At 67.9% G+C, this 17920-nt stretch carries 18 protein-coding genes; 2 read left to right on the top strand and 16 right to left on the bottom strand.

Annotated elements, in window-relative coordinates:
- Positions 1–63: 63 nt before the first annotated feature.
- From ACPYN9_RS05415 to ACPYN9_RS05390, 6 genes are all read right to left on the bottom strand, one after another.
- Positions 64–633 carry a hypothetical protein gene (locus tag ACPYN9_RS05415; protein WP_424464621.1) on the bottom strand — a complete coding sequence of 190 codons (570 nt, stop codon included), beginning with the start codon at positions 631–633 and terminating at the stop codon, positions 64–66.
- Between the two features lie 592 nt (positions 634–1225).
- Positions 1226–2020 carry a hypothetical protein gene (locus ACPYN9_RS05410; protein WP_424464619.1) on the bottom strand — a complete coding sequence of 265 codons (795 nt, stop codon included), beginning with the start codon at positions 2018–2020 and terminating at the stop codon, positions 1226–1228.
- A 297-nt stretch (positions 2021–2317) separates the two neighbouring features.
- A complete protein-coding gene (locus ACPYN9_RS05405) occupies positions 2318–3253 on the bottom strand; it encodes a hypothetical protein (RefSeq protein ID WP_424464617.1) in 936 nt (311 codons plus the stop codon).
- A gap of 87 nt (positions 3254–3340) precedes the next feature.
- Positions 3341–4267 (bottom strand): hypothetical protein, encoded by a 927-nt coding sequence (locus ACPYN9_RS05400; RefSeq protein WP_424464615.1) that lies wholly within the window; start codon positions 4265–4267, stop codon positions 3341–3343.
- 209 nt (positions 4268–4476) lie between these two features.
- Positions 4477–5307, bottom strand: a complete 831-nt coding sequence (locus ACPYN9_RS05395; RefSeq protein ID WP_424464614.1) for an endo alpha-1,4 polygalactosaminidase — start codon at positions 5305–5307, stop codon at positions 4477–4479.
- Positions 5308–5357: 50 nt separating this feature from the next.
- On the bottom strand, positions 5358–7040 hold the full coding sequence (locus ACPYN9_RS05390) for a helix-turn-helix transcriptional regulator (protein ID WP_424464612.1): 1683 nt from the start codon (positions 7038–7040) through the stop codon (positions 5358–5360).
- 356 nt (positions 7041–7396) lie between these two features.
- Here ACPYN9_RS05390 and ACPYN9_RS05385 point away from each other — a divergent pair, with 356 nt between their 5' ends.
- A complete protein-coding gene (locus ACPYN9_RS05385; RefSeq protein WP_424464610.1) occupies positions 7397–7741 on the top strand; it encodes a hypothetical protein in 345 nt (114 codons plus the stop codon).
- A gap of 101 nt (positions 7742–7842) precedes the next feature.
- Here the strand turns inward: ACPYN9_RS05385 and ACPYN9_RS05380 are convergent, their stop codons facing one another.
- Entirely contained in the window at positions 7843–8028 is a 186-nt protein-coding gene (locus ACPYN9_RS05380; protein WP_424464609.1) for a hypothetical protein, read from the bottom strand.
- 156 nt (positions 8029–8184) lie between these two features.
- The gene (locus ACPYN9_RS05375; RefSeq protein ID WP_424464607.1) at positions 8185–8748 is read right to left on the bottom strand and encodes an ATP-grasp fold amidoligase family protein; all 564 of its coding nucleotides are present in this window, start codon (positions 8746–8748) and stop codon (positions 8185–8187) included.
- A gap of 241 nt (positions 8749–8989) precedes the next feature.
- Between ACPYN9_RS05375 and ACPYN9_RS05370 the strand changes: the two genes are divergently transcribed.
- Positions 8990–9322 (top strand): hypothetical protein, encoded by a 333-nt coding sequence (locus ACPYN9_RS05370; RefSeq protein ID WP_424464605.1) that lies wholly within the window; start codon positions 8990–8992, stop codon positions 9320–9322.
- Positions 9323–9381: 59 nt separating this feature from the next.
- Here the strand turns inward: ACPYN9_RS05370 and ACPYN9_RS05365 are convergent, their stop codons facing one another.
- The 8 genes from ACPYN9_RS05365 to ACPYN9_RS05330 form a co-directional block, all read right to left on the bottom strand.
- Complete coding sequence (locus tag ACPYN9_RS05365) at positions 9382–9693, bottom strand: hypothetical protein (protein ID WP_424464603.1); 312 nt, start codon at positions 9691–9693, stop codon at positions 9382–9384.
- Between the two features lie 106 nt (positions 9694–9799).
- Entirely contained in the window at positions 9800–10663 is an 864-nt protein-coding gene (locus tag ACPYN9_RS05360) for a fumarylacetoacetate hydrolase family protein (protein ID WP_424464602.1), read from the bottom strand.
- 28 nt (positions 10664–10691) lie between these two features.
- Complete coding sequence (locus ACPYN9_RS05355; RefSeq protein WP_424464600.1) at positions 10692–11861, bottom strand: glycoside hydrolase family 88 protein; 1170 nt, start codon at positions 11859–11861, stop codon at positions 10692–10694.
- A 32-nt stretch (positions 11862–11893) separates the two neighbouring features.
- Positions 11894–12556, bottom strand: coding sequence for a ferredoxin-NADPH reductase (locus tag ACPYN9_RS05350; RefSeq protein ID WP_424464598.1), 663 nt, complete (start codon positions 12554–12556; stop codon positions 11894–11896).
- A 3-nt stretch (positions 12557–12559) separates the two neighbouring features.
- Positions 12560–13474, bottom strand: coding sequence for a carbohydrate ABC transporter permease (locus ACPYN9_RS05345; protein WP_424464596.1), 915 nt, complete (start codon positions 13472–13474; stop codon positions 12560–12562).
- Positions 13474–14421, bottom strand: coding sequence for a carbohydrate ABC transporter permease (locus ACPYN9_RS05340; protein ID WP_424464594.1), 948 nt, complete (start codon positions 14419–14421; stop codon positions 13474–13476). Before ACPYN9_RS05340 ends, ACPYN9_RS05345 begins: the two co-directional genes overlap by 1 nt.
- A gap of 63 nt (positions 14422–14484) precedes the next feature.
- Positions 14485–15777: an ABC transporter substrate-binding protein gene (locus ACPYN9_RS05335; protein ID WP_424464592.1), complete on the bottom strand. Its 1293-nt coding sequence runs from the start codon at positions 15775–15777 to the stop codon at positions 14485–14487.
- 63 nt (positions 15778–15840) lie between these two features.
- The gene (locus ACPYN9_RS05330) at positions 15841–17868 is read right to left on the bottom strand and encodes a DUF2264 domain-containing protein (RefSeq protein ID WP_424464590.1); all 2028 of its coding nucleotides are present in this window, start codon (positions 17866–17868) and stop codon (positions 15841–15843) included.
- Positions 17869–17920: the final 52 nt, after the last annotated feature.

Here is a 17920-nt window from a genome sequence, read left to right as displayed (position 1 = left end):
GTCTACGAAGCCCTGCGCATCCACTCAGATGCGTAGGGCTTCGTTGCACGTGCAGACGACGATCTACGTGCCGGAGCAGAAGACCAGCGTCGAAGTCACTTGCGCGCTCGGCTTGGCTTCACCTCCGCCGACGTACCCTTCGGGAAGCGACAGCGTGGCACTCAAAGTGAAGGCCACGCTGATCGAGAGCGTCGTCCGGGCCGCGAGCGTAGCCCCCGCCGGAAGTGCAGCCGTGAGTATCACGGTTCGCGCCGTGCCCGAAAGCACCTGAACCTGAGCGCTTCCGCCGGTCACGCTGAAGAGCCCGATGTTCGCAACACCCGTTCCGTTGATCTGCAGCGTCGTACCTACCGGCAACGGGGCCGTGGGCGCGGCCGTGATCGTGAACCCGGGCCCGAGGACCCCGAGCGTCCCACACGTACCCAGGGTTCGGAAATTGCCGACGTTGATGGTCGCCGACGACGCAGCAAGTGGTGCGGCCAGCGCCGATAGCACGACCGGTGCAGCCCAAGCAGCACTCTTGATAAGCCCGCGGCGGTCGACGTCGATCGCGGGTGCTTGCGGGCCCCATTGGACATTCTGGCTGGCTTGGTCTGCTCTGGATGCTCTTTCGGGTACAGCGAAATCTTGCATGAGTGCCTTCTCTACTGAGGAAATGGAGCAGGTCAGATGGGAGGTGCGTTGGAGCTGAGCGCCACAATGGCGGTTCTCCTCTGGATGCTAGAGCCGGGCCCGAGAATTCGCACGACATCTTGACCACGTATTTCGTTTGAACTAGGTGACATTCACCGAAGCAGGTTGCCCGCTCGCGCATCGAATGCCGTCCAGCTCGTCCCCGCCTCGCCGATTTGAGGGTGAACTTGCCTCGTGCGCGTTCTCAAGGCGCCAAGCCTCGGGGCCGCCCCCGCTCGGGCCGGTCAGCTTCGCACTGGAATCCGCCGGGGAAGAGCTGACGGAGGGCTTGACCGGCGCGCCGGGACGGAACCTGGGGCGTGGCCACGGCACTGTGCGTGTGTAGGCAAGGCACGCGCGCGCGAGGCGCGAGCCCCAGCTCGGCTCAGCTCGTCGCTGATTCCAGCGCGAAGTAGCGCTCATGGAAACGGCCACGCACCGCCTGGCGCGGAGGTCCGCGACCTCGACACAGAATTCGCCCTGAAAATGAGCAAACGCGCCGGACAACCTCCAAGGGAGGCTGCCCGACGCGCTCGAACCGAGCTTGCTGACGCTAGCTGCAGCTCGCGGTGAAGGTCATGTTGCTCAGGAAGACGGCCTGCCCCTGGCCAGAGCCGATCGTCGACCAGTAGCGGAGTGAGAAGGTGGTGAGGGGCCCCGCGAAACGGATCCCGGTGATGGAATTCGCCGCACTGGTCTGCCCCTGGTTCGCGTTTTCAGCTGTCGTAAGCCAGGGCGACGCGGACGTTCCAGCACCACTCACCTGCGAACCGAGCGCACCCGTCACCGTGAAAGCAGGGCCGGTGAGGAAGACCGCGTCGCTGTAGGTCGCTTGCGAGCGCGTCATGCCAAGCAAGTCGAACGTCAGGTTGCGCACCGGGCGCGGGAAATTGAACGTGACCGTCTGTCCCACAGTCGTAGCCGTCGAGCCCGTAGGGGAAGCCTGCCAGATGGCGAGACGTGGCGTGGTGCCGGCTCCACCGCCGGCGACCGTCGGGGTCGACAGTGCGAGGTTGTTCGCGTTGCGCGTGTAACCGGCCGTGATAGCGGTGCTCGTGATGGTCGCTGTGAACGGAGTGACCTGCGCGGGGGCTCCCACGAGCGTGATGTTCGCACTGCCGTTGAGGGTGGCGTTCGCACCCGTACCTGCCACGTAGTTGGCGGGCTGTGCTCCCGCTCCTGTGGTCGCCGCGAAGCGAACCGAACCGGGGTACTGCTGCGTGCACGGCGAGGCGGATGCGCCTGGTGCCACGGCGGCGACCGCGAGCACGGGGGCTGCCCATGCCGCGCCCTGAAGGACGCGGCGGCGTTCGATGGAGGAGGTGTTCTGGGCGGGGGTGTCGGACATGAAGTTCTCTTCCATTCGGTGTGCGCGCTGCGCATCCTCACCGAGCTCTTCACGCAGGACGCGGAAGCGCGTGCCTGACCGTGGGGACTCAGAAGGGGTGTGGGGATTGTCGTGCGGTGTCGCCGAGGGACTGCAACCCGCCGTGGTGCTATCCAGCTGATGCGCCCTGAGCCTGGCTGAACCTCTCGATTCGCGGCTCTACGGTGCATTCCTGGACGAGCGAAAGAATACCGATGACACAATGAACGTCCTTGCCCGGTGCGCGAAAACGATCCAAAAAACGAAGATGAGGCTATCTCAGGGTCGTGTCAGGTGCGGTGTCGTACAGAGGGTGGCATCAGCCGGTGGCTCGAACTCCGCGAGGGCCGCTCTCATCCGCTTGGCAGAGGTGAACCCGGAGTTGAGGGCCACGACGCCAGGATCCACCTGCTGCCCCGCCTCGAGCCATGCACGGGCGAGGTCACTGCGGCTCCGCCTGATGGCGCGCGCGACGGTCTCGTTGTTCTGCTGGAAGACGGCCTGCAGTGTTCGCTCGGACACGCCGAACTCGTTGGCCACGGACAACGGGGTGAGGGACTGATCGATGGCGTGCACCCGGATGAATCTTCGCGTCGCGCTGTACAGGTTCGTCTCGGATCCGTGCGGCATGACCCATTGCATGAGCAGGGAGCGTGCGACGGCCACTGCCGCGTTCTGCAGTTCACGGCCAGCGTTCGCCGAGGATGGAGGAAGCGCCTGAGCCAGCCCGAAGCAGGCGCCGAAGGCGAAAGCATTCAGGGACGCCTCCGGAAGCACCTGGATGGGGGCTTCGTCGCTCCTGCCCATCATGAGGCCCAACATCGCCTTGATGCTGAAGATCAGAACGTCGCTCTGCGCCGCTCGACCCTCGAAGTGGACCGTCTCCGCACCGGGCCTGAGCGCCACTACGGCACCTTTGCCCAGCTCCTGCGTCGAGGCGCCGGCGCTGAGCTGCACGCGGCCACTGTTCACGAAGAGGAACATGGTGCGGGCTCTTCGTTCCACGGTGTGCCGTTTGAACTCGGCTTCAACCGGTGAGCATTCGAGCCAGGTGGAGATGAAGTCCGGGCCCCGCAGCGCACTCAAGGTGACCCGCGTCGGAGCTGAGGCGTTCGAGAACTCGACTCCCGATCGAGCAGCATCCGCAGCGAAACTCGACGGCTGGTCGATATTCAGCCACGTATTGCGGATGCGTTCGAAGTCGGAGTGGGCCATGGGTTCTACTTTGAATTCAGGAGAGGAAGCGATACCGCACGCGGGGCTCCGACGAGCCAGCAGGAAGCCCCGCGTGCGAGGCTTCAGTCAGCAGAGGCGGGCCCCGCGGTCGACCGTGAAGCCGGTGATGAAGATCGTCTGGTTGTTGTCCGTCGTGCTCGTCGGCGTGGTCGGAGTGACGAGGTACCCGCGGTTGCGGTAGCGGATGCGGATCGTGCGCAGCGGGCCCGCGGCGATGACCGCCAGGTTGCCAGCGTTCGTCGCCTCGGAGATATTGCCGTCGACGTTGCGGTAGTAGGGGTCAGCTGCGGTTCCGGCTCCCACGATGCTCACGTTCGGCTGCGCGGTGTTTCGCACGACTGGCACGTTGGTGCCAGCAGCGTTGGTTGCGATCACGGTGACGCCGTCGGCGAAGTCACGAACGCCGCCGGCGGCTGTCGACCAGGACCGGTCGATGTCTGCGACGGCGAATCGCACATTCGAGACGTCTTCGTTGAAGTTGATGACGACGTCCTGGTAGTCGTTGACCGTGACCGGGCCGACACCGGGGCCGGTCGCAGTCGGGGCCGTGATGCGCTGAGCGATCGTGTAGCCCGGCTGGCCGGTTCCGCCGACGGGCCCGATGCCGCTGCCGTTGGTACCCGTGCGGGTTGCGTTCTGGGCCTGCACGTTCACGGTGCCGGAGGTGGTGACGTTTGCGGACCTCGTGTTGCCGACGAAGCTGTGAGTGACGGCGACGTTCATCGCCGGAAGCGCGGGCGCAGTCTGCGCCGTCTGCGTGAAGACGAACGAGCGCGTGATGGTGGCGTTCGTGTTCTCAGCGGGGATGGGCCCCGTGGCACTCGTGTTGAGCCAATTGAGAGACACGTTCTGCGCGGCGCATCGGGATGCGGCCGCGAACGGGGTCGCGGCGGCGACGCCGATGACCGGGGCCGACCATGCGGCGGCGGTGAGCACGGCTCGGCGGCTCGTGCGCTCGACTGCGGTGGGCTCGGGGCGGAGATCGTCGTTCATAGGATCCAATCGGCTCTGGTTCTACTTCAACGGTCGACTCCAGAGCACAAGGGAACGCCCGGAGCCGACTGCGTCGTCGCGGCAGACAGCTTCTTGGGGCGCCGTCTGAGGGGGATGACCTAACCATAGGGGGAACGAACGAAGACTCGCTAGCTAAGCTAGGTAAATAGTAGGTGAAGGTGCATTCGTGTGTAACGGAAGGGTTCCGGTCAGCACTGTTCGCGGAAGAACCCCGCGGTTCCGGGTGCGACGAGGTCCCGGTCGCGGATGATCGTCAGCGGTGCCCGGTCGGGGTCGCCGCACACCGCATCCGTCGAGATCGCTGCCGGGTCTCCCGAAGCGGGCAGGTTGTCGAGGTACTCGATCTGCAGCACGTGCTCACCGTAGGCATCCGCGTAGCTGCCGCACTCCCCGAAGGCGCTGCATTCCTCGGCAACCGCGAAGTCGAATCCGAGCTCGTCGCGGCCCCGGTCGGCGAGTTCGGCGGCGTTCTTCTGGCCGATCGCGAGTCCGGATGCGTGCGCCGCGTCGACGTAGGCCCGCGCGAGTTCGAGAGCCCCGGGCTCGTCGATGTCCTCGAACCGCGTGAAGGTGTCGAGGTTGTCGATCTCGATGGCGTCGAAACCTGCCTCAGCGCAACCTGAGATCACCGGCTCGATCATCTCGAGGATCCCGTCGCGCTGCTCGGCCGACGACGGGTCCAGTATGTACTCATCCGGCCAGTCTTGATCGAAGACGGACTGACCGTCGATGTCGCGGAGCAGCAGCTCGCCACGGTCGGTGAGCCACTCGGCTGACTCGCCAGGCTGCGTCTGGAAGCCGTTGACGTAGCAGATCGAGTACGCACCGGGTCGAGGTTGCTGCGTCGAGTCGAGTGCGACGACGTCGAGACCGCCGTCGACGTCATACGGCGCTCCCAGCTGGTAGTCGAACGTGCCGCTGGTCGGCGGGAGTTCGACGGATGCGTCAGCCCCGCCCTGTGCGCAACCCGCCAAGGACAGGCCCAACGCTGTGGCGACGGCGACTGCGAGTGCGGCCAAGGAACGAGCGGCGGTTAAACGCATGAGGCCATCATGAGCCAGCGGGTGCTTCACAGTCCGACATCCGACCACAGCCCGGGCTTGCCCCGGCCCACCTGGATGGCGTCCTCGCGTGATGAGACGCCGAGTTTCTTGAACAGGGTGCGCAGTTGCGACTTGACCGTGTTGGGCGACACGTGTTCGGCGGCGGCGATCTCGTTGAGCCTCTTGTCCCTCAGCAGGTGGCGGAGCACGACGCGTTCACGCTCGGTGAGCCTGATCTCCGGCGCGGCAACCTGCTCGGCTGCGAGGGCGCCACTCGTGAGCGACCGCCGCACTTGGCGCCCCCTAGGGCGCACCCCGCTCGCCGCGCACAGCACCTCGTAATCCTCGTCGGTGAACCGCATGAGCACACCGTTGAAGCCCTGCTCAGCCACGAGGGTCGCGAGCGTGCGAAACAACTCCGCTGCGCGAACGGAGTCACCCGCCGCGAGGTGGATGATCGTGGAGGCGGCCACGAGCTCTATGCTGACTCGCAGACTGCGCTCCCCCCCCGGGACCGACTCCATGATCGTCACGGCGTGCACGTGCTCTCCGGACCGGACTGCGCTCCAGACCCGAACGATCAGCGCCGCCTGCCGGTGGAGCTCGCTGTCTCCGGCTTCGAGAGCCGCGAGCGCCTCGGCCGCGCCGCGCGCATCGTTCAACGCGAATCTGATGCCGACATCCGAGAAGCGAAGCGACCAGCCGTTCAGCCCATCGACGAGAATGGCTGGACGGGCATTGATCGCGGCGCGATTGCGCAGCGACTGCGCGAGCGGGTCACCGCTCAGGACCTCCAAGCGTGATGCGACGCCGAGGCGGAGCGCCCATTGCTCAGGGGCAAAGCTATCGCCCGGGTCTCTCGCGAGCCACGCCCTCGCCTTCTCGGCATCCAGCTCGTCGATCGCGATGTTCGCGGCCGCGAGCACCCCCATGACCGTGACCGGGTCGCCGAGGCCGCCTTCGAACTCGTCTGGCCCGCCGAACCCGCCCTGCATCGACGCAGGCTGACGGCTGAGCCACGCACGCGCCACGGCCAGATCGCCCGTCACACTGTGGATGAGCGCAAGCGACCCCGCAGCTGCTGTCGCCATACGATCGCTGTCGAACGAGACGGCGTCACCGTACGCGGATTCGAACTCGAGGAGGGCGTCGCGGATGTCACCCGCGAACAGAAGACTGGTCGCCCATTGGACGCGAAGGCCTGGCAGCAGTGGACGCAGGGTCTTCATCTCCGACGGGGAAGCCTGCCTGATCGCCTCGATCGCGGTCGCAGCGATGCCTGCCGCAGCTCTGAAGCGTCCGTGGCCTCGCTCGTGTGCGGTCTGCCCCGTGTACTGGGCCAGATCGTCGATGAGCGCGCCGGCTTCGCTGGGCTGCGCTGCCTCGAAATCGAACCGCGCGGGGCGCAGGCGTCCGTCGTCCGGGGCGAAGTTCAGGTATTGACGTGCGGCGGACCAGCGGGGTTGCGCTTCCAGGATCGCATCCGGGAGGGCATTCACGACGTCGCGCATCGCAGCCCGGGAAGTCCGAAGCAGCGAGGTCCAGTTGCGCTCGAGCGCCTCGGTGACGGCCTTCCAGTCGCCGCGCGCCTGGGCCGTCACGATGCCCTCGATCGGAGAGGGGGCGCGAACGATGTCCTTCGCATCCGTTGCGCGACCGGTTGAGGGCGCGCCGGGGACTGGCAGGCGAACGGGTGCGGTGTGCGGCAAAAGTCTCTCGTCTCGTCCAGCCTCCCATGGAGTGGGACCTGGATGATGGTGGGCCCGAAATGGAGACAACGGGCTGGCATGTTCGCGTCGCTGGGGCTCATGGCCACCGGTACACCGGTCGACGCTCGTTCGCGGCGAGGCTACCCCGGCGCTCGAGGGTCTTGCTGAGCAAACCCCCGGGGGAAACGCATGCACCTGCATCCATCCCAGGGAAGTTCGCCGTACTGGAGGGAAACGCACGCCGACGTCACCCATGGTGAAATACGGGGTGAATTGAAGGGTATCCGTCGCGAATACCGAAGCATCACCGGTCTCCGCGCCATACGTTGCCTATACGACGCGATGGAGGGCCCTAGATGGATCACGACCTCGAGCACGGAGACCGTGCGACCGCGCACGAGACCTCGAGTCTGCGCGTGCCGGAGCAGGCCGTGCGAGCGATGCACGTCCAGCTCGACGCGCTGCTCGCCCAGCACGTCAGCTCAGACCCCGTGACCAACGAGTTGGCGTTCCAGCTCGCGCTCGAACCGTTTGGCAACCCGACGACTGAACTCGACGAGAGCATCGAGGACAGCCACATCCTCGGTGCCGCCCTCATGAACCAGAGCTGGCTCGCCGGCCAGCTGGCCCAGGCGACCGGCACCGACCTGGCGACGGTCGTCAGCAACCTGCGCGACTACATCAACCGCATCGAGCGGTAGTTCGGCAGGCGGCGCCGAAGCGCGAGGGTTGACACGAAGAGGGGCCGGAGATCTGCATGAGCAGACGTCCGGCCCCTTCGTCGCGTGATGCGCGTCGACCCCTAGTCGGGCCGCGCCCCGTCAGCGCTGGCGCCCCCGGCACCGACGCTGCCCTCGTCTGAGGTCAAGGGCTGGTCGGTGCCGAGGGCTTCATCGATCGCGCCGTCGGCGGTCGCGCCGCCCGCCCCGACACTGCCCTCATCTGGATCTCCTGCGGTATTCGAGCTGTGCGGATCTGCGTTCGACATCGTGGTCCTTTCTGCGCGGCAACGGCCGCGGTGCTCTCAAGGTCGAGACTGCCCGATCGGGTGCCGGTCAGACCTCACGGTGCCCCGCGCGTCCTGCAATCGCCTGAGAGTCGGCCGGGCGCGAGCTGTTCAAGCATCGAGGCGGCTGCAGCGGATTCAGCGGTAGCGCCGTGGAACCCGCCAGGGCTCGCCGAAGACCGTGTTCGAGTCCTCGGGCTCGAAGGGGCTGTCGCCACCCGCCGGGTAGTTCGTGAGCTCTCCGAAGATGACCCGGTCCGGCAGGTGGTACAGGTCGAGGCGCTTGCGATCCACGTGCTCGGGGCGCACGTGCGAGTACACCCACCCCCATTCCGCTTCGGGCAGCCGCGCTTCCGGCGGGGCGGCTGGTGAGACGACGATCACCGCGCCAGACCCGTGCGTCGGCTTCACGACGTAGGCCTCCGGCAGTTCGAGGGCCTCGAGCTCCCGGGGGTCGTCGAGCACACCGCAGGCCCCGGGCAGGTAGTGCGCGCCCACTGTCGCCGCCACGTAGCCGCGCACGGCCGCCTTGTCCGCAAACGTCACGATCAGACGCCTTCGGTCGCGCAGCATCTTGTACCGCACCTTCTCGGTGAACGTGACCGGCTTCGAGGTGCGTGCGAGACGCCACAGACGCTCCAGGGGACTGTGCTCGCGCCATCGACGGGACCGGCGTCGCCAGGGGGTGGTTGGTGCACGCATTCGCCAAGTGTGCCTCGGGGTACGCGAGCAACCGGGTCGCGCCCTGCGGCTCGACCAAGTTCCGTCCGGGGGCTTGCACAAACTCGATCGACACGCTAGCGCATCAAAACTCTCGACAAAACACCTGGTCAGCGGCGTCGAGCACCGGGTCCGCCGTCACTCACGTCCCGCGATCTCGAGATCTCCAAGTTCCTCCCAGACCGTCGAGTCAGGATTCCAGGAACTGCAGAGGAGCTCCCCCATGATTCCCATCTCCGCACTGACCGGATACGAACTCACGCAGACCACAGAAGGCACCGTTGCTCTCGAACGAGAGGGAGTGCCGCTCGGATACATCGTCAACGTCGAGGGCGTGCACGTCGTGCTCCGCGGCGCGCGGGTGGACACTGGCGTCGAAGTCAGCCAGCATGTGCAGCTCGAGCGGGCGATCGATTCCCTCATCGCAGCCTGGTGCGAAGGCGAGGCACAACTCGCGACCCGTCGGGCCTCGACCGGTGAGAACGCGGCGATCAGTCGCGTGATCCCCCTGGTGGCCCGCCGCACGCGCGCGAAGGCCTCCGGGCGCGCGCGCTGAACCGGTGACTGTAATGTTCACCTCTTGCGGAGCGTGCTGTGGCGGACGGGCCCGGCGAGTTAGGTGAGTAAGAGCAGGCTCACGAGGAGCCACGTGACGACAAGCAGCACCATGGCGCCAGACGCGACGAGCGTCGAGATAACTGCCGTGCGGTTGATGCGCTGCGCACGCTCGACGCGGCCGACGAGGTCGAGCGGCAGGGCGCGTGCACCGCGCAGCTGCAGCGCGGCGACGGTCCAGACGCCCACGACGAAGAGCACAGCGGCGACGACAACGACGCCCGTGACGACCAGGTCGACCGAAGTGGGGAAGGCGATGACGACCGGTGGTTCCGGGGGAAGCGTCGACGCGGCGGGGAAGAGAATGCGCATGGGACCTTGGCTCTGCGTCGGAGGCGGTGAGCCGGGAGGCTCTCCCCTCGAGTCTGCCGCACGAGCCGAATTCGGCCGCCGCGCTATCGCCGCGGCGGCCGGCGCGCTACCCTGCAGCCGCGAACACCGTCACCAGCTCGCCGATCCCCTCGACGCGGATGCGCACCGAGTCGCCGTCCTCGAGCGCCCGGTGGTCGCGCAGCGCGTCCGGTAGCTTCTGCGGCGTGCCCGTCGCGATAACGTCGCCGGGCTGCAGCGTGATGGACTGCGAGATGTACGAGACGATCTCGGCGAACGGGAAGATGAGCGTCGACGTGCTCTGCGAGACCGTCGTGCGGCCGTCGCGCACCACCTCGACGAGCAGGTCGGTCGGGTCGGCGATCTCGTCGGGCGTTACGATCGCGGGCCCGAGCGGGCCGAAGCCGTCGAAGCACTTCCCGAGCGTCCACTGGCTGGTGCGGTTTTGCCAGTCGCGCGCCGAGACGTCGTTGAACAGCGTGTAGCCGGCGACGTAGTCCAGCGCCTCCTCGGCGGACACGGCGTGCGCCGTGCGCCCGATGACCAGCCCGATCTCGCCCTCGTAGTCGACGTCGCTGCTCTGCGGCGGCAGCGTCACGGCGTCGTCCGGTCCGATGAGCGTGTTCGCCGTCTTCACGAAGACGTCCGGGCGCTCCGGGTCGGGCTGCCCCTCCCCGCCCGCGACGACGTGGCCGCGGTAGTTGTAGCCGAGGCACAGCAGCACGCGAGGCGTGAGGGGCGGCAGCAGCCGCTCCCCCTCGCGCAACGGCAGGCGCGACGTGTCGACCGCGGCGACGGATGCACGTGCATCCGCCAGCGCACCGGCGTCGGTGAGCAGCTCGAGCGTCGAGGCGACGACTCCGGAGAGGTCGACCAGACGGTCGCCTTCGGCCGACTCGACCAGCGCGGCGGGCACGGCGACCCCGGCGCGGTCCCAGGTGACGATTCTCATGCGTGGAACACCTCGCTCACGGCGCCGCTCACCAGTACCGCTGCCATTCGGGGCGGGATGCGCGGGTCAGGGCCTCGAGGAAGAAGTAGTCGCCCCACAGAGTGCCCTCGTCGACGCCGACCAGCTTCGGAAGGTCGTAGACCCCGTGCAGGAGAAGCGCGTCAGACGACTCCGCGGGCTGCGGCGTCGCCTCGGCGATGAGCGCGTCGATCTGCGCGTGCGCGGCCTGCAGCGCGCGGGCCGACCGCTCGGGGTCGGGGTCGACGGCGGCGAGCTCGAGGAACCCGCACGCGGCGATCGCGGCCGCCGAGCTGTCGCGGGGCGCGTCGCTGCCCTCAGTGTAGACGAGGTCCCAGTACGGGATGCCGTCGCTCGGCAGGTGCGCGAGGTAGTAGTCGGCGCAGCGCCAGGCCGCCTCGAGCTGCCGCGGGTCGCCGACCGCCTGCGAGTTGAGCGCGAAGCCGTAGATGCCCCACGCCTCGCCGCGCGCCCAGCACGACTCGTCGAACGCGCCCTGCTCGGTGCCGCCGCGCAGGGGGTCGCCGGTCTCCGCGTCCCAGTAGAAGGTGTGGAACGTCGAGTCGTCGGCGCGGAAGATCTGCGTGCGTAGCTGCTCCGTGTGCCGGCGCACCGCATCCGCATACCGGGGGTCGCCAGTCTGCTCGCCCACCCAGGTGAGCAGCGGCATGTTCATGAGGCTGTCGATGATGGCGCGGCCGCGCTGGGCGGGGTCGCTGAGGTCGCCCCAGGCCTGCAGGATTCCGGCGGGCTCGAGGAAGCGCGTCATGAGGCGCTCGCCGGCCTTGATGCCGGCGGTGCGCCAGCGCTCGTCGCCGGTCTGCTTCCAGGCCGTGACCACGGAGAGCGAGTAGAGGAAGCCGAGGTCGTGCGTCTCGAGGTCCTCGTCTGCGTAGAGGCGGCGCTCGAAGTCGGCGGCGTGCTTGAGCGCGGCCTCGTGGAAGGCGGGGTCGCCCGTGGCGTCGCCGGCGAGCCACATCATGCCCGGCCAGAAGCTCGTGGTCCAGCCGCGGTTGGCTCCCTCGGCGAAGACGTCGGTCGCGGGGCGCAGCAGGTACCTGCCGTCGGTGGTCGTGTCGTCTGGGTAGGCGGCGCCGAACGCGTCGATGTTGCGTCGAACGGTGTTGGTGGCCGTCGCCAGCGCGTTCTCCACGGTCGTGGATGCGGGCGCGAAAGTCATGGGGGTTCCTTCGAGTGAGTATGTGGGGCAGATCAGGCCGCGGCGCGCGCCGGGGCCTGCTGCAGGGTGTAGCGCCCGCCGGCCCAGACGACGTAGAGGCAGGCGGCGGTGGTGATGCCGATGGCGATGGCCGGCGCCGCAGTGAGCACGGCGGCCTGGACGGCGACGATCGCGAACGACGCGAACGTCAGCGGCCAGCGGCGCACGGCGAGGATGAGGGATGCGCGCACCAGCACGAGCAGACGCGTGTCCTCGGCCTGCGTGATGGCGACCAGGGTGACCGCCGCGGTCGCGAGCGTGAGGATCGCGACGACGACGAGCAGCGGAACCAGCAGGACGCCGATGCCGGTCGGAACCAGCACGAACACATCCACGAGCGCGACCGTGACGACGGCGGACGTGACCGCCGAGATCAGCAGTGCGCGCTTCCAGGTGCGGCGCACCCCGCGGATGAACGCGCGGATGACGTCGGTGTCGCCCTCAGCGTGCGCACGGAACGTGGCGAACGCGCCGGCGATGCCCGGCCCCGTGAGCGCCGCGCTCGCCGCGAGCAGCGGCCAGGACAGCGACGGGTCGGTCGTCACGAGCAGCACGAGGAACGGCAGGCTCATGACCGCGAGCAGCGCGTTGACGGCGAGCGCCAGGTAGGCGACGTTGAACGCCGTGGCGTAGACGCCGTGCGAGATGCGCTTCACGGGTCAGCCCTTCATTCCGCTGGTCGCGATGCCCTCGACGAAGTACCGCTGGCCGAGGAGGAACACGATGGCGATGGGCAGCACCGAGATGGTGAGGCCCGCGAAGAGCACGCCGTAGTCGACGTCGTACAGGCTGGAGACGAAGTTCTTGAGGCCGAGCTGCATGGTCCACAGGCTCGGGTCGCGCAGGTAGATGAGCGGCCCGAGGTAGTCGTTCCAGGTGTTGACGAACGTCAGCAGCGACAGGCTCGCGATGGCCGGCACCGACAGCGGCAGCATGATGCGCCGCCAGATGCCGTACTCGCTGAGGCCGTCGAGGCGGGCGGCCTCACTGAGCTCCATGGGGATGGTCTCGTAGAACTGCTTCATGAGGAACACCCCGAAGGCGCCGAACGCCTGCAGCAGGATGATCGCCCAGAGCGTGTTCGAGAGGTTCGCGTTCGAGAGCAGGATGAACTGCGGGATCATGTACGACTGCCACGGCACGGCGATCGTTCCGACGTAGAGGAGGAACAGCACGTCGCGGCCGGGGAACTTGACCCGCGAGAAGCCGTAGGCGGCGAACGAGCCGGTGAGCACCTGCAGGGCCGTGACGGTGACCGAGAGGATCAGCGTGTTGCCGATCCACGTCATGATGTCGGACTTGGTCCAGATGTCGACGTAGTTCTGCCAGACGAAGACCTCTGGAATCCACTGCACTGGCACCGAGAAGACCGCGTTGGCCTCCTTGAGCGAGCTCATGATCATCCAGAAGAACGGCGTGAGCATCGCTGCGGCCGCGACGATGAGCGCGGCGTAGAGCAGTGCTCGGCCGAGCTTGTTCTCTTTCTTCCCTGCGGGCTTCGCCGGCTCGATGTGGTCGGTCGGGAGAGGAGTGGTGGTCTCCTCGGGAAGCACAACTGCCATGGTCTGGGACATCAGCTGTCCTTCCGCTTGTTCCACATGAACTGGATGATCGTGACGACGATGCAGAGCAGGAACAGCACGACCGAGGCCGCCGACGCGTACCCGAACTCGTTCTCCTCGAAGCCCTTGCGGTAGATGAACTGGGAGATGACGGTGGTCGACTGCCCGGGCCCGCCCTCGGTGAGCACGAGGATGAGGTCGAAGATCTTGAACGAGTTGATCGTCAGCATGACGGTGACGAAGAACATGGTCGGGCGCAGGCAGGGCAGCGTGACGTTCCAGAAACGCTGCCAGGCGTTGGCGCCGTCGACTCGGGCCGCCTCGTGGAGCTCGGGCGGCACCGTCTGCAGCGCCGCGAGGAAGAGCACCATGTAGTAGCCCATGTCACGCCAGGTGCTGATGATGACGACCGCGGGCATGGCCCACTCGGTCGACGTGAGCCAGCCTGGCGGGTTATCGATGCCGAGGAAGCGCAGGCCCTCGTTGATGGGGCCGAAGTCTGGGCTGAAGAGCAGGTTCCAGACGAGCGCGATCGCGACGATCGACGTGATGTAGGGGAAGAACGCGGCGGTGCGGAAGAAGGCGACGCCGCGGAGCTTGTTGTTGAGCAGCAGTGCGAGGCCCAGCGAGACGATGATCGTCAGCGGGATGTGCAGCACCGAGTAGTAGATGGTGTTGCCGAATGCGACCTGGAAGCTGCCGTCGCCGAGGAGGCGCGTGAAGTTGTCGAGGCCGACGAAGGTGGACGTGCCGAAGATGTTCCAGTTCGTGAGAGACATGTAGAACAGCACGATGACGGGCACAAGCGTCAGCGTCGCGAAGCCGAGGAAGTTCGGCAGGATGAAGCTCCAGCCGACAAGCGTGCGCTTGAGCCGTGAGCGGTTGCGCAGCTTGCGCGCCTCGGGCGACAGGCCCTCGGGCGCCGCCTTGGGCTGCGCCGGTTCCGTTGTGGTGGTCATGATTCTCCTGGAGAGAGGTGCCGGTCGGCCGGTGAGAGAGCACCGGCCGACCGGCGAAGGGGGTTAGTCGAGGCCGACTTCGTTGGCGACGCGGGTCTCGGCTTCCGTGATGGAGTCGGTGACCGACTTCGAGCCGGAGAGGATCGAGGAGTGCATGTCGTTCAGGATGTTCTGGACGGCGGCGGTCTTTGAGTTCGTCGGGCTTTCCGGCAGCGTCTCGTGAGTCTGCACGGCGAACGCGGAGAGCTCGTCCTGCGGGGCACCCTCGACGCCGAAGTACGCCTCGACGACCGGGTCGCTCAGGAGCGCCGGCGTGATGCCGATGCCGGCGAGCTCGGTGGCTGCCTCTTCGCTGGCGGCGTAGGCGAGGAAGTCCTTGGCGGCCTGTGTCTTGCCCTCGTCGATGTTGGCGTTGATGCCGAAGCCTGCCGGGTCGCCGAACGTGACAGGCGTGTTGTCCATGCCCGTGGTGGATGCGTCCATCTGCGGCACGGGCGCGATGCCCCACTCGAAGTCGTCAGCCTCGCCCGACTCCTGCTGCGAGATGAGCGTCGCCACGAACCACGAGCCCATGGGGATCATCGCGGCCTTCTGCTTGCCGAACTCTCCCTGGTAGGTGAGCTTGTTGGCCGTGACCGTGTTGTAGGCGGCCTGCGAGCCGTCGTCCTGCAGCTTGAGGGAGTTGTCGTAGAACGGCTGGAAGTAGTCGTACTCGCCGCTGAAGATGTCGCCGTTCGCCTGCGCGTTCGCGAAGCCCTGGACCGTCGACTGCCAGCTGTGCTGGTGCGCGCCCTTGGCCGTCGAACCAGCGCCGGCGAGGCCCTTGGTCAGCAGGTCCGCGTTCTCGACGTAGTCGTCCCAGGTCCAGCTGCCGTCGGGGTAGGCGACGCCAGCCTGGTCGAAGAGCGCCTTGTTGTAGTAGAGCACCCACGAGTCCTGGCGGTACGGCGTGGCCCACGAGGTGCCGTCGATCACGTACGACTCGGCGCCGCTGATGCCCTCGGGCAGCTCGACGTCGGAGACATCCAGCAGCTGTCCGCCTTCCTGGAAGGTCGTGACGAACTTGATCTCCTTCTGCGTGATGATGTCCGGGCCCGAGCCTGCGGCCAGGTCGGCGGTGATGAGCGTGTTGTACTCGGCGGGGTCGTAGTCGACGATCTCGACGGTCACGTCGGGGTACTTCTCGGTGAAGCCGTCTGCGAGCAGCTGGAACTCGGGGGTCGACGCGACGCTCCAACCCGACACCGACAGCGTGATCGGTCCGTCTGGGTCGACGCTCCCGCCACCGCTGCATCCGGTGAGGGCCAGTGCGGCGGCGGCGAGGCCCGCAGTGGCGATCATGGTGCGCTTCTTCATGGTGCTGCTCCTTTGCTGCAATGAACGAGATCCGCTTCGGATCCCTGAAAACCGACGCCCGGGCTACGAGAGGCGGTAGTTGGTGAGGTCGACGGTGCTGCGTGCTCCGTCTGACCAGGTGACGACGGCGCGCTCGTCCGTGAGCGCGACGCCCGTAGTGGTGCTCGGGGTGTGGTCCGGGCCCGCGAGGGTGAGGTGGGCGGCGGCCCAGGTGTCGAGCTCGACGGGGGCGTCGAGCACGGGCACGGCAGCGGATGCGCCGAGCGGGCTCGCATCCGCTCGTGTCACCGTGCGCGTGGATGCGGGCGCGCTGCTCGGGAGGGCGCGCAGGGAGGTCGTGACCTGCGCATCCTGCCGGCTCGCGACGGGCCAGCCGCCCCACCGCAGCCGCCAGTCAGCCGTGTCGATGCCGGCCGCGGGCTCGGTCACCCGGGCGAGGCGGACCTCCTCGACACCGCGAACGACGGAGACGACCGTGAGGCGCGCGATGACCGTCGCTTCGCCGTCGAGGCCCGAGCCGTGGCGCTGCTGCGTCGCAGCCGGGGCGAGCGTGTGCGCGAGCCACGTGGATGCGGCCACGCCGGCCACGCCGTCGGTGGTCGTCGCGAGGAGCTCCATCGCGGCCCGGTGGGTCGCGGGGGTGGCCTCGGGCGTGGGCGCCGTCATGGTTTCGGGAGCGGACGCGGAGGCCGCGGGGTCGACGACGGCGGTAGCGTCGGCCGCGGTGGTAGCGCGGACCAGGGCGAGCGACTGCTCGAGCGGCTCGCGCCAGGCCTCGTCGTCGAGCAGCGGGCTCGTCGCCGTCGAGTAGGCCAGACGCGCGTAGAGGGGCGAGTCGCCCACCAGCGTGTGCGGCTTCGCGTGGTCGGTGCCGTGGTTGGCGATGCGCACGATGCCATCACCCGCCGTGCCCGTGACAACCCAGCCGGGCGCCGCGATCGTGCGGACGAAGTCGGCCTCCTCGACCGGCAGCGGCTCAGCCTCAGCCGCCCACACCGGGTGATCGGCGGGCAGCAGGATGCCGAGCAGCCCCTTCGAAGCCCAATACGGGGAGGCAGGGCCCGAGTAGGCCTGCGCGAGCTGGCGCCACTCCCCGAGCCAGCCCATCGTGAGCAGGCCCCGGTCGTCTGGCACGCCGCGCTCAGCGAAGTGCGAGACGACCTTCTCCGCCGCGTGGCGGAGGGCACCGAGCGAGACGGAGGGAACGCCCGCGAGCGCGCCGACCCAGAACGGGGCCGCCGCCGCGAAGCGGTAGATGAGGCTTCGGCCCTGGAGGAGCGGGGATCCGTCGCCGCCGATGAGGTGCACGGCGTCCTGCAGGAATCGGTCGAGCGCAGCGACGTCACCCTCGAGCCGGTCGCCCGCGAGCTCGCTCGCCCCGCGCATCCGCGACCAGAGCACCGGGTAGATGTGCAGCGCCCAGCCGACGTAGTGGTCGTACGAGCGCTCGTCGCCGTCGGAGAGCCAGCCGTCGGCGCGCCCGAACGAGTCGTGCAGGGCCAGGTCGGCGGCGACCTCCTCAGGCGACCAGGGGCCGCCGACGGAACGAAGGAAGGTCTGCACCACGAGACGGAACCAGAGCCAGTTCGTGCGCGGGTAGGTGTCGTCGCCGACCGCCGGCGCGAAGTAGTCGATGACGCGCTGCTGCGTGAGCTCGCCGAGCGCATCCCAGATCCAGGGGCGCGTGAGATCCAGGATCAGGGCCAGCGAGGCCGCCTCGACCTTGGCCTGCGGGTGCTCCTCGAGGCGCACCCAGCGGTCGGCCGCATCCGGGTCGACGCCCGTGCGGATTCCCTCGGAGAAGAAGGAGATGAGCTCGTCGACGCCCTCGCCGCGCTCCCCCGCGATGCGGAAGCCCGCGAGGAGGAACGTGCGGGCGAAGCCCTCGAGACCGTCGATGTCGTGGCCGTAGCCGCCCTCAGCACCGGGCGGGGTGATGCGCCCCTTTCCCGGCGAGGCCCAGGCCATCGCACCGGCGAGGAGGCGGTCGGCGTAGCCGGTCCAGTCGTCGCGGGTCCAGGCACGGTGCGACGCCTGCTGCTGCGCTTGCGCCGAAGAGGCGGGCGCAGGGGGCGTGAGTGCAGTGGACACGGATTCTCCTTTGAATTGCCGTCCGAGGGGGCCTTCGGCGTCGCCTCGGGGG

Source organism: Pseudoclavibacter helvolus, assembly GCF_049707175.1.
Taxonomy (GTDB): Bacteria; Actinomycetota; Actinomycetes; order Actinomycetales; family Microbacteriaceae; genus Pseudoclavibacter; species Pseudoclavibacter helvolus_A.
The sequence above is the reverse complement of the archived record's forward strand: the minus strand, read 5'-3'. Positions and strand labels throughout refer to the sequence as shown.